Origin of the sequence: Lactococcus protaetiae (genome assembly GCF_006965445.1) — a bacterium.
In the GTDB taxonomy this organism is placed as follows: Bacteria; Bacillota; Bacilli; order Lactobacillales; family Streptococcaceae; genus Lactococcus; species Lactococcus protaetiae.
The window spans coordinates 1,998,348-2,014,752 of sequence record NZ_CP041356.1 but is presented as its reverse complement, the minus strand read 5'-3'; the positions used below and the strand labels follow the sequence as shown (position 1 = coordinate 2,014,752).

The window sequence follows — 16,405 nt, the reverse complement described above, 5'->3', positions numbered from 1 at the left end:
AGTACAACCTGATTTCTAACGATTCAGGTTACTCTTTCTCATAGGATTTTTGTTAATTGGTGATAAAGATACAGCAATTACAGTTACTATAGCTACTTCGTTGTAGTCTAACTTCATGGCACAAAGACGATGCCATGATTATTCCTTTGAGCGAGTTTGCGAACTTAGTTCCTTTCTCTTTTTTTCACTGACAGGAATTCTGTCAGTAATTTTTATCAAAGCAAGTGTACGTTTATCTCTTACCTATCATGAGTAGAAGGATAAGCAACACTTACTTGGCTAGATGCTAATTCTGTCAGTAAAAGATTTAAGTTTTGTCAGTAAATATTTACTGACAGAACTTATTTTATCGAAGTAAGTGCGTGCTAACACCCCTACCTCTTAGGCAGGGGATGAAGCAGCACTAACTTTGAATTTCGTCCGACTAAATTCAGTGGGAAGTTGAAACTCCCACTGAATAAGTCTTGACTTCATATGACACAGCTTTCACATTGGTTTGCTCCGACTTCCTCTTCATCATCTGTGAAAGTACGAATGTAATAAATTGTTTTTATTCCCTTTTTGTAAGCATAATTTCGCAAAATGCTAAGATCTCGGGTGGTCATCTTGCTTGTCGTAGATTTCCATTCATAGAGTCCTTCTGGCAATGTTGAACGCATAAATAGTGTTAGTGACAACCCTTGGTCAACGTGTTCAGTTGCTGCAGCATAAACATCAATGACAGCACGCATATCAGTATCATAAGCAGACTTATAAAATGGAATCGTATCTGTTGAAAGTCCAGCGGCTGGATAATAAATCTTACCTACTTTCTTTTCTTGACGCTCTTCAATTCGATTTACAATTGGATGAATGGAAGAAGAACAGTCATTAATATAAGAAATTGAGCCATTTGGCGCCACTGCCATGCGGTAAGAATTGTATAATCCTGAAGTCATGACTGCATCTTTTAATGCTGACCAATCTTCAAGTGAAGGAACTTCGATACCATCAAACAATGACTGAACTTTGCTACTAACCCCACCAAAGAAATCATGGTTTAGATACTTGTCAAAATAGCTTCCGTCAGCATAAGCAGATTTTTCAAAAGTCTTGAAAGAAGTTCCTTTTTCAACAGCAAGTTTATTTGAAGCAAGCAGTGTGTAATAATTAATCAACATGAAATAGACACTCGTAAATTCAACAGCCTCTTTGCTATCATAATGAATATGCTGACCAGCAAGGAAACTATGCAATCCCATTGCTCCCAGCCCAATTGCGTGCATCTCATCGTTCCCTTTACGAACAGTAGGAACAGTATCTAAATTTGTTGTTTCAGAAATATAAGTCAAAGCACGAACCATCGCCTCGACAGAAGTTCCGAACTCTTTACCTGAGGTCATCATATTGATAATATTCGTAGAACCTAAGTTGCAGGCAACATCTGTTCCCACGACCTTGTAAGTTTGGTCATCGTTCAAAACTGATGCAGTTTGCACTTGGAGAATTTCAGAACAAAGATTTGACATTGAAATCACACCATCAACAGGGTTAGCCCGATTAACAGTATCAACATTGACAATATAAGGATAGCCAGATTCTTGTTGAAGTTTAGAAAGTTCTTGTTCAAGCTCACGCGCACTTATCGGTGTTTTACGAATTTCTGGATTTGCAACCATATTGTTATATTCCGCAGTGATGTCAACTTCAGCGAAAGGTTTACCATAATATTTTTCGACAAAATAAGGTTCGAAAAGATACATTGTTTCACCCTTTTTGACTAATTCATAAAATTTATCAGGAACAGTTACACCTAAAGATAAGGTTTTTACACGGATTTTTTCGTCAGCGTTCTCTTTTTTGGTTGAAAGGAATTCCATAATATCTGGGTGAAAGATGGAAAGATAAACGACTCCTGCACCTTGACGTTGTCCCAATTGGTTAGCATATGAGAAAGAATCTTCAAAAAGTTTCATGACAGGCACAACACCTGCTGCAACACCATCATATCCCTTGATTGGGGCACCAGCAGCACGTAGATTCGTCAAATTAAGACCAACACCACCACCATTTTTAGAAAGTTGTAAGGCAGAATTAATCGTTCGTCCGATAGAATTCATATCGTCTGTCAATTGCAATAAGAAGCAAGAAACAAACTCTCCGCGACGTTTGCGACCAGCATTAAGAAATGTTGGTGTAGCTGGTTGGTATCTCCGATTAATCATTGAGAAGGCGAGATTTCGTGCTAAACTTTCATCACCAGCTCCCATGTAAAGGGCATTCATCAATACACGGTCTTCAAAGTCTTCAAGATAAAGAGAACCATCATTATTTTTCATAGCATATTGATTATAGAATTTATATGCTGCCATGAACGAATCAAAATGGAAACCAAAATCAGTCAATTCTTTTCGAAGTGTTGTAATAAATGTTGAATCATATTTTGATAAAAAATCAGATTCTAGATATTCTTCTTGGACAAGCCAGTTGAGCTTATCCGTGTAAGTTTCGGCAATAAAGCGATTGGGCTCAACGTTTTCTTTGAAGAAAGCAGCAATCGCTTCTTTATCTTTTGCTAATGGAATCGCACCATTAACAGGAATATTGATTTCATTATTGAGCTTGAAATAAGTAACATCTTTGAGATTTTTAAGAGACATATTACTCCTTTTAATACACTAGTTCCACCTTAAAATCCAATCGAATTTTATTAATGGTGATTGTAATTGGCATGTCATAACGCCATTTTTGCGCCATGAAGTTAGACCATGACATTAGTTCATTGTGGATTTTTACAACGGATTAACTATAGAAGTGAGTTATTTACTAAACTAACTTTAAAATAATATATTTTATTAGTTAGTCTGCAAAAGGCGATTGTGAAGCAATCCCAATGGGGATGAAGTTGGGTAACAACAAACTAATCGCTATATCAGGAAGCGCTTTCCTTTAAAATAAAAAACAAACTCGCTGAATTATAAAATTAATTACATAATAAAAGACTTGTAAGTTTTAGATAAAAATTAAAGGAGCTTCACAAATGTGAAGCGGAAGAATAAAGTTAATCAAAAGGGCTTTTTGTAAGTAACACTTGCTCCTTGATCAAGTTTTTTAGCTAATTTTTCAACCATTTCAACATCAGAAGGCGTTCCGTTGAACTCAAAATCGTACAAAATAGGAATTTGATACTTGGCAGAAATTTCCTTTGCAGTAAAAATATAAATTCCAGCAAAATTACGATTGCCTGTACCGATGATTCCACGGCAGAATTTATAATTATCATTGTAGGCCATGAAATCAAATACTGGATCCATGACTTCAATTGATTTTGATACAGTCGGTGATTCTTCGGCATAACTTGGTGTGATAAGAATAAAATCTTCATTCATTTCTAAGTCACTATCTGCCAATATTTCTTCGTGAGGTAAGTCTGTTTTGCTCACGAAGCGACGGGTTTGACCCGTCAAGCTGAAGTAAACAAGTTTCATATTAAGCCAACTTTGCTAATTCTGATGGACGAAATCCTGAGAAAGCTAATTCACCTTTGGTGATAACAGGTGCGGCACGAAAACCCATTTCAATAACTTTTTCTACAAATTCAGGCTGTTCATCAATATTTATTTCGTTGAAAGAAATGTCGTGTTCTCCAAGCCATTTTTTGACCATTTTGCATTGCATGCAGTTATTTTTTGAATATACTGTAACCATTATAGTCCCCCATTTATGTGAGTAAAAGTTATTTTACTTTTCTCGTTATTTTTTATAGTCTTATTTTAGCGTAAAAAAAATATCTAGTCAAATGATTACTACTAGATATTGTGTTGAATTATGTAAAAAATATTAGATAGACACAAGATATAGTCCTATTTTTTTATTTGCTTGGATAAGTTAAAACCAAAGGGGACAAGGGATTCTGTATGATTTTTAATTCGCTTTATATTAGATTTATGCCTAACAATAATTATTATTGCGAGGACAAAAATTATTATTGAAAATAATAAATCATAATTTGGCAGAATAAAACTAATACTAGGAAAAATGAGGATACCAATAATTGCTGCAATCGCTGCTGCAATGCTTGATAGACTAATCATACTAAATAAGAAGAGAACAATAAGAAAAACAAGGAGGAGATAGAGAAGAAATAGCGGGCTAAACCCGAGAACAACACCTCCAGAAGTTGCAACAGCCTTTCCGCCTTTGAAGTGGTCAAAGATAGAAAAAGTGTGTCCTAAAACAGCGATAAGTCCAAAAATTAGAGGGGATATGCCGTGAACATGAAAGAATAATGGTAATAAAGTGGCTAAAGTACCTTTGAGTAAATCGAACATAAAGACTGCAATTCCAGCTTTAATGCCTAATATCCGAAAAGTATTAGTTGTTCCTGTATTTCCAGAACCGTAGTCGTGGAGATTTTTTTTAAAGAAAATCTTTCCGACCCATAGACCAGCAGGAATAGCTCCCAAAAGATAACTGACAATGAGAAGAATAAAAATAAGCATAAGTTCTCCAAAGTTTATTTCGTTTAAAATGTATGATTGATTTCAAATCAGATACTAACTCTTTTAACTGTATAATTATATCATATTTTTGGTAAAGAATAATGACAATGCTGCTATTAAGAACGAAGCTTTTACTGCGATTTTATGTATTTCATATTGCAACTTTGTGTAATTCAATTTTTAGAGTTTCTCATATTGTTTGATAAAATGGAGCGTTTATTGACTGAGTTCGATATAATATAAAATGGAGAGATGTGGATTAATTGATAATAGGCTTTTGACAAAGCTTTCTGAACAAGGTACAATAATCAAGGTAAATATTTTTCTGAACTTGTAAATATATTGACTTTTGAAGAATGACGTACGAAGTGTGTTATGTTGCTGATATTGCACTAAAAAGCTGGTTAACAACATAGGGTTTATAAAAGTGATAGAAAAATAAAATGACTTTTGAAAGTCAATAAAATAAACAAAAATATTGATAAAAATGTGATAAGGATAAGAGGAAAGAATGACTGTAGATATTAATCATTACGGTGATGATGCAATTCAAGTTTTAGAAGGGCTTGATGCGGTAAGGAAAAGACCAGGGATGTATATTGGATCGACTGATGGTACAGGACTGCATCACATGGTTTGGGAAATTGTAGATAATGCAGTCGATGAGGCGCTTTCAGGATTTGGTAATAAAATTTCTGTCATCATTAACAAAGATGGTTCGATGACTGTTGAGGATGAAGGACGTGGAATGCCAGTTGGGATGCACGCCATGGGAATACCTACAGTTGAAGTTATTTTTACAATTCTTCATGCAGGGGCAAGTTTGGGCAAGGAGGTTATAAAACCTCTGGTGGTCTGCACGGAGTCGGCTCTAGTGTGGTTAATGCCTTGTCCAGCTGGCTTGAAGTGGAGATTACACGTGATGGTATAGTCTATCGTCAACGTTTTGAAAATGGAGGCCATCCAGCTACGACATTGGAAAAAGTAGGTAAGGCTCCAAAGTCGAAGACGGGAACAAAAGTTACATTTATGCCGGATTCAACGATTTTTTCGACAACGGAATTCAAATATAGCATTATTTCGGAAAGATTAAACGAATCAGCATTTTTGTTGAAAGATGTGACGATTTCGCTTGAAGATAGGCGTTCAGATGAATCAGCAGAGTTTCATTATGAAAATGGAGTACAGGATTTTGTTTCCTACCTTAATGAAGACAAGGATTCGCTGACTCCTGTACTTTATTTTGCGGGAGAACAAGATGAGTTTCAGGTTGAAGTTGCTATGCAATACAATGATGGATACTCAGAAAACATTTTATCGTTTGTTAATAACGTTCGTACGAAAGATGGTGGAACACATGAGTCTGGATTGAAAACGGCGATAACCAAAGCGATGAATGACTATGCAAGAAAAACGAATCTACTAAAAGAGAAAGACAAAAATCTTGAAGGTTCAGATTATCGTGAAGGACTGACGGCTGTTTTGTCTATTTTGGTGCCAGAGGAGCATTTGCAGTTTGAAGGACAAACCAAAGATAAACTAGGATCGCCTTTAGCGCGTCCCATTGTGGATAATATTGTGGCGGAAAAATTGAGCTTTTATCTGATGGAAAATGGAGAGTTAGCTCAAAATCTGATTCGTAAAGCGATTAAGGCGCGCGAAGCGCGTGAAGCTGCCAGAAAAGCGCGCGAAGATTCAAGAAATGGTAAGAAAACAAAGAAAGACAAGGGATTACTTTCTGGGAAATTAACACCTGCCCAAACGAAGAATCCTAATAAAAATGAACTTTATCTTGTCGAAGGAGATTCGGCTGGTGGTTCTGCTAAACAGGGACGTGACCGTAAATTCCAAGCTATTTTACCTTTGCGTGGTAAAGTCATCAATACTGAAAAGGCCAAAATGCAAGATATTCTCAAAAATGAGGAAATCAATACGATGATTTACACTATTGGAGCAGGTGTTGGTGCTGATTTTCAGCTTGAAGACCGAAACTACGATAAAATTATTATTATGACCGATGCGGACACTGATGGCGCTCATATTCAGACACTTCTATTGACTTTCTTTTATCGTTATATGAAACCTTTGGTGGAGAATGGTCATGTGTATATTGCGCTTCCACCACTTTATAAAATGAGTGAGGGAAAGGTAAAAAAGAGAAAATAGAGTATGCATGGACAGATGGAGAACTCGCAGAACTTCGAGCTAAATTTGGTCGTGGCGCGAACTTACAGCGTTATAAAGGGTTGGGCGAAATGAACGCAGACCAGCTTTGGGAAACGACAATGAATCCTGATACAAGAACATTGATTCAAGTGACAATTGATGATGCGGCTCAAGCGGAGAAACGTGTGTCTGTTTTGATGGGTGACAAAGTCGAGCCACGTAGAAAATGGATTGAAAACAATGTTAAATTTACTATGGAAGAAGAAACAGTGTTTTAAGGGAATTTTTTAGCTGTCATCAGCACGGATGACTTTCTGTCAGCACTGACAGACTTATTTTGGGTCAAGAAAATGCGTTGTGCAGCAACTAAGAAAGTGAAACAACTGATGGAAAAAGACGAAATTGTTTTTCCTTATACGATTAATTATTCAATCATGACTTTCTGGCGAAGTTTGTGGATTTTTGTATTGGCGATTGGATTATCTTTGTTTTTTAGAAATCATTTGCCGCTTTTGATTCTTTCTTGGCTTGTTTGTTTGCTCGGCATCGGTTATTACGAGATGCTTTATCGTGCCATAAAAGATGAAGTCAAGACTTATTCAGTGGGAGTTTCAACTCGCCACTGAATTTAGTCGGACGAAATTCAAAGCTTAGTGCTGCTTTATCTCCGACCTAAGAGGTCGGAGTATTAGCACGCACTTGTTTTGATAAAAGTTGTCTTACTTTGCTTGATGATCAGCTGATTTATGACAGAAGAGGACTATTTTCAAGTGAACAGATTGTAGTCTTTTATAAGGACATTCAAATGTTCAATCTTGTAAGTACAAGAAGTCCAGTGTTTACGGTTCAAATCAAAAATTTGGAAGCTTATCAGGGACGACATTTTAGAGTACACAAAAACTATGTGATTCCTGTCACGGTGCTGCCGCTTGAAAAATTGAACGATTGCAAGGTAAATCTATCCGCTTTGGAGCTTGCGCTCAATCAAAAAATAGGAGCTTTCAAATAAGAAACACTGACAGATTTTTGTCAGCACTGACAGAAAAGTAAAAAAATAATTGAAGTGCTTACTTTATTGGTGGGGGGCTTTCTCCCCATTAGTAGAACGAAAGCACGCATTTGCTAAGTTAAAGGAGAAAAATGTCTGAAAAATATGTTGTTTTTGACTTTGAAACGACGGGTTTCTCTGCTCAAAAAAATGAGATTATTCAAATTGGCGCAGTAAAATATGATGAAAATGACGTTGAGTTAGCTCGTTTCAATCAATTGGTTAAAAATCAGCGTTCTTATGTATCGTCAGAGATTACACAACTGACAGGAATCAGACCAGCAGATTTGTTGAGCCAACCAGTGATTGAACAGGTTTTGCCGGAGTTTTTAGATTTCATCAAAGGTCATCTACTGGTAGCACACAACGCTCCTTTTGATATCAGCTTTCTCTATCAAGCGATTATTGACTGCGCAATTACTGATGTTGAAGCATTTCGAGTTTATGATACTTTAGCTGAGAGCAAGCGACTTCTTAAGATGAAAAGTTATGCTCTGGAAAGTTTTAAAGACTTTTTAGAAATGAATGATTTACGTTCGCACGATGCTTTAAACGATTGTTTAGTGACAGCAAAATTGTATCAATATCTTCAAGAAATTGAACAACCTAAACCTGTCAGTACGCTGACAGAACCTGAGCAAATGGATTTATTTGGTGATATTTCAGATGAAATCACTGACACACTTCGTAGAAAATTGAATTTGCCAATTACAAAAAATTTGGTTTATTATCGTCAAGATTCAAAACGAATATGGCAGCAGTTTGATATTTCAGGAATTCGGGTAGAGCGCGAATACTCAACAGGGTCAAGTTTGAGTATTACTTTGCATAATGATGAAAAATTGGCGATTCATTCAGATTTTTTGAAGGAAATGCAAAAAGCAAATTTTCTGACGGATTTGGATGGGAATCAGTTGGATGGTAAGAACTATAGCTAAGCCACTCTAAATCCGACCAAAATTGCTCAAAAATTAATTGAGTTCGGTGCGTGCGCTAGAAGCTAGGAAAATAGCTGCTCCGCTGTCCACACCGCGGGTATCCATGTTCGCGACGACACTATCTCCGGGCCTTTTCCGTTTGCTTAGGAGCTAAAGCTCCAAGAGCAAAAGGCAAAGAGCCTAGTCGCACTGGTTCTCGCTATCTACGTTTCACTTCGCTGTCGATTTCACTAAGCCACTAAAGTGGCAAGTTCAAATCGCTAAGCGACTGAAGTCGCAAGTCGAGTGGCAATTTTCTACGTTTCTGACCAAGCGCACCTCACATCTTACATTCGTCAGACTGAGGCGGAAGGACGCAGGCTTGCTGGCGCAAGTCAAAGGCGACAACGAAATACCGGCGGAAAATTTGAGGAAGATTGGTTCGATTTTAGAGTAGCTTGGCTATAATACCAGATAACTTTCAAAAAGTGATATTTATCTAAACGCAAGGCAATGTTGCAGTTATGCGCCGAATTTGCGCCATAAAGTTAGAACGCAACGTCAATCTGTTATCAGTTTTTACAACGGATTAGCTCAGTATAAGTTTTTGCACGCTGTCAGTACTGACAGAATTGGAGGAGAATGATGGAATGGAAAATAAAAACTTTTGATGAATTGTCAACGACAGAGCTTTATCAATTGTTGAGTCTGCGAACGGCTGTTTTTGTGGTTGAACAAAATTGCCCTTATCAGGAGCTTGATGGAAAAGATCAGGTTGCAAAACATTTGTGGCTTGAAAATGAAGCAGGGGAAATTTTAGCACTTTGTCGTTTGTTGCCCGAAGGTGTTTCATTTGCAGAGGCATCTATTGGACGCGTTCTTGTCCATCCAGAGTTTCGCCATCAGCATTTAGGACGTCAGTTACTGACAGAAGTTTTAGATTACTTACAGAAAGTTGGTAAGTCCGCCGTCAAAATTGAAGCACAGTATTATCTTAAAGAATTTTATGCTTCGTTTGGCTTTGTAGCAGATTCCGAACCTTTCTATGAGGATGGGATAAAGCATATCAATATGCTTTTGAAGTTTTAACCAAGCAAGTGTCTGCTATCTTCGCCCTTGGGATTACGCTGTCCATCCTCGCTACGGTGCTGAAGTACCTAGTCGGAATGGCAACTCCCCCACCTCTTAGGTGGGGGATAAGCAGCACTATCTCCGCTTCGCTCCGCTGTCCATTCGCTCTATCTACGCTTTGCTTCGCTGTCCGTTTGCTTAACTGCTAAAGCAGTAAGAGCAAAAGGCAAAGCGATAAGGCGAAATGGCAAACTTTGCTTTCGTTCTACTGCCTTAGGGTCTTGGCGCTTTGCGACTCGACTTGTGACTTTAGCTACTTAGCGAGAACCATTGCGACTCGGCGCTTCAGCGCCTTAGTGAGCATGGATACCTGCGGTGTGGACAGCGTAGCCCAAAGGGCGGAGATAGCGCTTAGACTTCAGGGACAAGACCACTTTGCCTTGTGACTTTAGTCGATTGCGATTTGAACTTGCCACTTTAGTGGCTTAGTGAAATCGACAGCGTAGCAAAGCGTAGATAGAGCGAATGGATAACGAAGCGAAGCGGAGGTGTGACCTCCTATCTTTGATGTTAAGCAGACTGTTGCAGCTTTAGCTGCGTACAGGTCGCTTAGTTGTTACACCTAGAGGTTGTGCCCTAACATCAGCGGGAGAGAAAGAATCTCCCACTGATGAAGTAATCACTTCAATATTATGCCCGAATCATAATGTTTAGGTTACTGACAGCAATCTGTCAGTAATTTTTTACGGTTTTTTTAAGTTGAAAAATGTGATAGAATAGAAAAGTGATTTTGTTAACACTTACCACAAAATCAAGGATGAAGTCAAGACTTATTCAGTGGGAGTTTCGTAAAACATTTGTCCATTTTCTCTAGTCGCTGAAGCGACTGATAAAAGGGCAACTCCCCACTGAATTTAGTCGGACGAAATTCAAAGTTAGTGCTGCTTCATCCCCTACCTAAGATAGGGTAGCTGTTGTTGCTTTGGCAACTTACGGATATGCTAGTTGTTACACCTAGGTAGGGGTGTTAGCACGCACTTACTTCGATAAAAAATCTACTGACGACAGTTCTGTCAGCAGAAAATTTACAAGTAAAGAGAAAAAATAATGTCAAACATTCAAAAATTGCCCTTAGAAGATATTATGGGTGAACGCTTTGGTCGCTATTCAAAATATATTATTCAGGAGAGAGCGCTCCCAGATATTCGCGATGGACTAAAACCTGTGCAACGCCGTATCCTCTATAGTATGAATAAAGACGGTAATACTTTTGATAAAGCCTATCGTAAATCAGCAAAATCCGTCGGTAATGTCATGGGGAATTTTCACCCACATGGTGATAGCTCAATTTATGAAGCTATGATTCGTCTTTCGCAAGATTGGAAAATGGGCGAACCTCTGATTGAAATGCACGGAAACAATGGTTCTATGGACGGTGATCCACCAGCAGCCATGCGTTATACAGAAGCAAGACTATCAGAAATATCAGGATTTTTACTTGCAGATATTGAAAAAAATACCGTGACCCATGCATGGAACTTTGACGATACAGAAAAAGAGCCAACAGTGCTTCCAGCAAGTTTTCCTAATCTATTAGTCAATGGTTCAACTGGGATTTCGGCAGGATATGCCACAGATATTCCACCTCATAATCTGAGTGAAGTCATTGATGCTACAATCTATATGATTGACCATCCAACGGCTGATGTGCTAAAATTGATGGAATTTTTACCTGGTCCAGACTTCCCGACAGGAGGGATTATTCAAGGTAAATCAGAGATTCGTAAAGCTTATGAAACAGGTAAAGGGCGCATTGTTGTTCGCTCAAAAGTTGATGTTGAACAATTAAAAGGTGGCAGAGAAAGTTTGATTGTCAGCGAAATTCCTTACGAAATCAACAAAGCAACTCTTGTCAAGAAAATTGATGATGTACGTGTGAATAGCAAAGTGCCTGGAATTTCAGAAGTAAGGGATGAATCTGACCGAGAGGGCTTGCGCATCGCGATTGAATTAAAAAAAGAAGCTGATAGTCAACTTGTTCTGAATTATTTGCTTAAAAATACAGATTTGCAAGTCAATTATAATTTCAATATGGTTGCTATTGATAATATGACACCTCAACAAGTAGGAATCTTGCAGATTTTACGTGCTTACATCGCACACCGAGAGGAAGTTATTGTCAAACGTTCACAATTCGATCTGACGAAAGCTGAGAAACGGTTGCATTTGGTCGAAGGGTTGATTCGTATGGTTTCAATTTTGGACGAAGTGGTTGCGTTGATTCGTGCATCTGAAAATAAGGCAGACGCAAAAGAAAATCTTAAGATTTCATACCAATTTAGTGAAGAACAAGCCGAAGCGATTGTCACTTTACAACTTTACCGTCTGACCAACACGGATATTGTCACTTTGCAAAATGAACAAGCAGACCTACAAGCCAAGATTTTGGAACTAAAGGCAATTATCAATGATGAACGGACACTGTTTAATCTCATGAAACGTGAATTGAGAGAGGTTAAAAAGAAATTTTCGAAAGCTCGCAGAAGCGAGTTACAAGCTGACGTTCAGACGATTGAGATTGAGGCCCATGAGTTGATTGTTGAAGAAGAAACAGTTGTTTCAGTGACGCGCTCTGGCTATATTAAGCGTACATCACCACGTTCTTTTGCTTCTTCACAAATTTCAGAAGTCGGTAAACGTGATGATGATGAGCTTTTGTTCTTCTCAAATGCAAAGACAACGCAGCATCTTTTGATTTTTACCAATCTTGGCAATGTGATTTATCGTCCAGTCCATGAGCTTTCTGATATTCGATGGAAAGACATTGGAGAACATTTGTCACAAAGTCTATCCAATTTTGCTTCAAGTGAAAAAGTAATTTTTGTAAAAATTGTTGATGAATTTTCTGGAGAAAATTTTGTCGTCGTGACAAAAAATGGACAAATCAAACAGGTTGAACTTGCTGCTTTCATGCCTTGGAGAACTTATCGTTCAAAATCAACAGCCTACGCAAAACTAAAAGGCACAGAAGATGAAGTTGTCCTGATTGCACCAGTTGAGTTTGCAGATATGATGTTGATTTCTGAACATGGATATGCCCTTCGATTTAATCTTGATGATGTTCCGATTTTAGGAGCCAAAGCTGCTGGAGTTAAGGCAATGAATCTTAAAGATGGGGATAAGATAAAAGTGGCTTTCTTTGTGACAACAAATAGTTGGTATCTGTTGACTCAAAGAGCTTTCATCAAGCGGGTACGTACCGAAGATATTCCAACAACAAGTCGTGCAAATCGCGGATTACAAGTGTTGCGGACACTAAAAACAAATAATCATACTGTTTTTGCTGCTGGTCTAGTGTATGCAAGTGATGCTGCATTGATTGCAAAAGAAGAACTTGATTTATTTAGTGCACCTCTTGATACAAATAATGAAAACGAAAAACAGATTTTAGAAATTAGTACTGGTGATAAGAGTTATGAAGTAGTGCTTACCGATTTATCATTATCTGAACGTACAAGTAATGGTCATCCAGTTTCAGAAGATGTTACGCAAGTCGTCAGTGTGAAATTGAAATAATGAAGTCAAGACTAAATTCGGAGCATAGTGCTGCTTTAGATAGGGGTATTGCGATTGCGACTAGGCGCTTTGCCTTTTGTTCTTACCATTTCGTCTTGCCAGCTTTGCTGGATTGCGATTTGAACTTGCCACTTTAGTGGCTTAGTGAAATCGACAGTGTAGCGAAGCGGAGATAGAACGAATGGATAGCGGAGCGAAGATGCAAGCTTTAGCAGCTAGCTTCGCATGACCATAGGACATTTGTCCTCTATCTCTAAGTCACTAAAGTGACAAGAATAAAGGCAACGCCAAATGGCAATCAAACGGACAGCGGCGTAGACCGTTCGTAGAACGGCGTGTGAAGCACGTAGCGCCACAGCCTTTTTATCAGACGCTTTAGCGGCTAGATAAAACGGACAAATGTTTATCGCGGAGCCCAAAGGGCGGAGATAGCACACAATTGCTTTGATAAAAACGCAAAGAATATTTAAATTCTCTGCGTTTTTTCTTTGATTATCAATAAAAATCTATAATAGTAACCTTATTATTGATTTTGGGGTTACTATTTGGTATTCTATTAGTACAATAAAAAACTTTTTATTGTAAAATATATTTTAGGAGTAATTTTTGTGACTAATAATCAAAAAATTAAAGTAATAACTTTTTCAGCGATGATGACAACATTTATCATTGTTTTAGGATTTTTTCCTGCCATTCCTTTGGGGTTTATTCCAGTTCCCATTGTCTTGCAAAATATGGGAGTGATGATGTCTGGCGGATTACTTGGACCAAAATATGGGACAATTTCAGTAGGGTTGTTTCTATTATTAGCGTTTATTGGGCTTCCAATATTAACAGGAGGTAATGGTGGTGTAGCCAGCTTTATGGGACCTACTGGGGTTATTTGATTGCATGGTTATTTACTCCGCTGTTAATGGGGGTGTCGTTGAGAAGACTTCAGACTCTGCATTTAAATAGTTGGTGGTGGGAACTCATTATAGTTGTTGTAGCAGGTATTATTTTTGTGGATGTTATTGGAGCATTATGGCTTTCTTGGCAATCACATTTGCCAGTTTTTACAGCTTTGAGTTCAAATTTAGTTTTTATCCCTGGAGATTTTATCAAAGCGGTGTTGTCAGTAATGATTACTCGGCGTCTTAGAAGAAGTCTAGGATTTGATGATATGTTTATATTATCCAAGTTTTAATTATAATATTTTAGAGTAAAAAAATATTTTTGATAATTATAGTAGAGCAATTTTTAAGTGAAATATTTGAAGAACAGATAATGGTTATACTAGTTTACCCCTAAATCTGCTATTGTAGATTTAGTAGACGAACTGTGGGTATACTGTTTTGCGCTTAAGTAAGGCGGTTTACGTAAACTTTAATTTCTAAAAGTTCCTTTCAGAAATTAAACAGTATTAGAAGGTGATTAGCGATGAATTCAACAAAACAATATGTGCTGCAACAACTTATCCGAAAGCAGGATAATTGGGTTTCTGGTGACTATTTAGCTAGTCAATTAGAAGTGAGTAGAGAAAGTATTTGGAAAGCGATTAATACTTTAAAGCGTAATGGTAATCAAATTATTAGTCGTAAAAATTTGGGATATAAATATCTTGGAAATTCTTTTTTGGATGCCGACACTATTAACTTTTATAGTAACCAACAGTTTGAAGAGAATATTCATGTATTCAGCGAAACGACATCTACACAAGATATTGCTAAAGAGTTTTTAAGTACACATCATGTTACTGAACCTGTGATTTTTATAGCAAATCATCAAACAAAAGGATATGGCCGTCGTGGTCGTTCATTCTACTCACCCCAGAGACAGGGCTTTATTTTAGTGTGATTCTGCCTAATCCTACCAACGAGTTATTCCAGGTTGGATTATTAACTACAAGTATGTCGGTGGTCATTGCTAAGGTTCTTGAAAGCTTCTATCCTGATAAGGAATTTCAGCTAAAATGGGTGAATGACATTTATTTAGATAACCATAAAGTAGCGGGAATCATCACTGAAGCGGTCTTAGACCTTGAATCAAATTCTGCAGCAAATTTTATCATGGGTGTAGGGATAAATTTGGCAACTCAAAAATTTCCGACAGATTTATCTACTGTGGCACGAGGCATTGAACCAAATACTGAAATAAATCGTAATCAATTAGCAGCGATACTGATTCAACAAGTGATTGAAAATGCATCAGATTACACTAATCCGAAGTTGCTCAATGAATATCGCAGACGTTCGCTTATTTTAGAAAGACAGGTCACATTACAGTTGGGAAGTAATTCTATTCAAGGATTAGCGCAACAAATTGAAGAAGATGGAGGCTTGGTCATTAAAGATAATCAAGGAAAATTACGAACTTTTAAGAGTGGAGAAGTAATTAAGGTGGATTGGAATTAACGACTAGATATAACGAGTTTCACTTTGAAGTGATTAACTTCATTGGAGGGGATTCTTTCTCCTCCGCTGGGTGCGTAGTTAGGAACCAAAAAGACCAAGTATTAAGTCTCAATCTCAATCTGCTGAAGCACTGATGTGAAAGAGCTAGTCGTAACTGCAAATGGGAGGCTAAATTTGTATAAAATTTATGGAAAAGGATTAGATAAGAGCGGGCGCTGTTATCACTACCATCAGGATAATGACATTGTTGGACTAAAGTGTTCAACTTGCCAAAAATATTTTGCTTGTTATAAATGTCACGATGAGCTGATGAGTCATAATTTTTCAGCTTGTGATAAAAACAGTTATCCAGTAATTTGTGGTCAGTGTGGGACGAGAAGTAACTTTGATGATTATGCTAAAGGTTATTGTTTTCAGTGTCAGGCTGTATTTAATCCTAACTGTCATTTACACTGGGAGATTTATTTTACGGAAAATTGAAGCGATTACTTCATCAGTGGGGAGAACACTTTCCCATTGATATTTAACAAGCATTTGCCTGGTTAAAAGTGGATAAGAATACCATGAGAAGATTTCTCATGGTATTTTATTAACTAGATGAATAATAGTATTATACAAAGTGGGAACATGATAAGAAACAAATAAGTTTGAGATAAGCAGAAAATAAGCCGATAGGACTACACTCTTTATAGATAAATCTATATGAAAAATTAACTGTGTTCGCATATTTTAACAGCTGAGCGCATATGTTAG

Annotated in this window: 11 protein-coding genes and 3 pseudogenes; 10 read left to right on the top strand and 4 right to left on the bottom strand. The window is 37.5% G+C overall.

The window, feature by feature from the left end; genetic code table 11:
• Nucleotides 1–115: 115 nt before the first annotated feature.
• Complete coding sequence (locus FLP15_RS13220) at nucleotides 116–256, top strand: hypothetical protein (protein WP_223804615.1); 141 nt, start codon at nucleotides 116–118, stop codon at nucleotides 254–256.
• Nucleotides 257–470: 214 nt separating this feature from the next.
• On the opposite strand, the gene nrdE is transcribed toward FLP15_RS13220, so the two are convergent.
• The 4 genes from nrdE to plsY form a co-directional block, all read right to left on the bottom strand.
• Nucleotides 471–2,639, bottom strand: a complete 2,169-nt coding sequence (nrdE, locus tag FLP15_RS09600) for a class 1b ribonucleoside-diphosphate reductase subunit alpha (RefSeq protein ID WP_142766932.1) — start codon at nucleotides 2,637–2,639, stop codon at nucleotides 471–473.
• Nucleotides 2,640–3,044: 405 nt separating this feature from the next.
• Complete coding sequence (gene nrdI / locus FLP15_RS09595; RefSeq protein ID WP_142766931.1) at nucleotides 3,045–3,467, bottom strand: class Ib ribonucleoside-diphosphate reductase assembly flavoprotein NrdI; 423 nt, start codon at nucleotides 3,465–3,467, stop codon at nucleotides 3,045–3,047.
• Between the two features lies 1 nt (nucleotide 3,468).
• Nucleotides 3,469–3,687 (bottom strand): redoxin NrdH, encoded by a 219-nt coding sequence (locus FLP15_RS09590; RefSeq protein ID WP_142766930.1) that lies wholly within the window; start codon nucleotides 3,685–3,687, stop codon nucleotides 3,469–3,471.
• Nucleotides 3,688–3,842: 155 nt separating this feature from the next.
• A complete protein-coding gene (plsY, locus tag FLP15_RS09585; protein WP_142766929.1) occupies nucleotides 3,843–4,481 on the bottom strand; it encodes a glycerol-3-phosphate 1-O-acyltransferase PlsY in 639 nt (212 codons plus the stop codon).
• A gap of 511 nt (nucleotides 4,482–4,992) precedes the next feature.
• Here plsY and parE point away from each other — a divergent pair.
• From parE to FLP15_RS09530, 9 genes and pseudogenes are all read left to right on the top strand, one after another.
• Nucleotides 4,993–6,925 (top strand): annotated as a pseudogene (gene parE, locus FLP15_RS13215) (DNA topoisomerase IV subunit B).
• A 108-nt stretch (nucleotides 6,926–7,033) separates the two neighbouring features.
• Nucleotides 7,034–7,273, top strand: a complete 240-nt coding sequence (locus FLP15_RS09565; protein WP_142766927.1) for a hypothetical protein — start codon at nucleotides 7,034–7,036, stop codon at nucleotides 7,271–7,273.
• A 98-nt stretch (nucleotides 7,274–7,371) separates the two neighbouring features.
• Entirely contained in the window at nucleotides 7,372–7,656 is a 285-nt protein-coding gene (locus FLP15_RS09560) for a hypothetical protein (protein ID WP_223804614.1), read from the top strand.
• A gap of 131 nt (nucleotides 7,657–7,787) precedes the next feature.
• Nucleotides 7,788–8,633 (top strand): 3'-5' exonuclease, encoded by an 846-nt coding sequence (locus FLP15_RS09555; protein ID WP_142766925.1) that lies wholly within the window; start codon nucleotides 7,788–7,790, stop codon nucleotides 8,631–8,633.
• A 624-nt stretch (nucleotides 8,634–9,257) separates the two neighbouring features.
• A complete protein-coding gene (locus FLP15_RS09550) occupies nucleotides 9,258–9,701 on the top strand; it encodes a GNAT family N-acetyltransferase (RefSeq protein WP_142767493.1) in 444 nt (147 codons plus the stop codon).
• 1,089 nt (nucleotides 9,702–10,790) lie between these two features.
• Nucleotides 10,791–13,259, top strand: a complete 2,469-nt coding sequence (gene parC / locus FLP15_RS09545; protein ID WP_142766924.1) for a DNA topoisomerase IV subunit A — start codon at nucleotides 10,791–10,793, stop codon at nucleotides 13,257–13,259.
• Between the two features lie 608 nt (nucleotides 13,260–13,867).
• Nucleotides 13,868–14,445: pseudogene (locus tag FLP15_RS09540) on the top strand (biotin transporter BioY).
• Between the two features lie 233 nt (nucleotides 14,446–14,678).
• Nucleotides 14,679–15,652, top strand: a pseudogene (locus FLP15_RS09535) (biotin--[acetyl-CoA-carboxylase] ligase).
• Nucleotides 15,653–15,826: 174 nt separating this feature from the next.
• Complete coding sequence (locus tag FLP15_RS09530; RefSeq protein WP_142766923.1) at nucleotides 15,827–16,132, top strand: CHY zinc finger protein; 306 nt, start codon at nucleotides 15,827–15,829, stop codon at nucleotides 16,130–16,132.
• Nucleotides 16,133–16,405 lie beyond the last annotated feature (273 nt).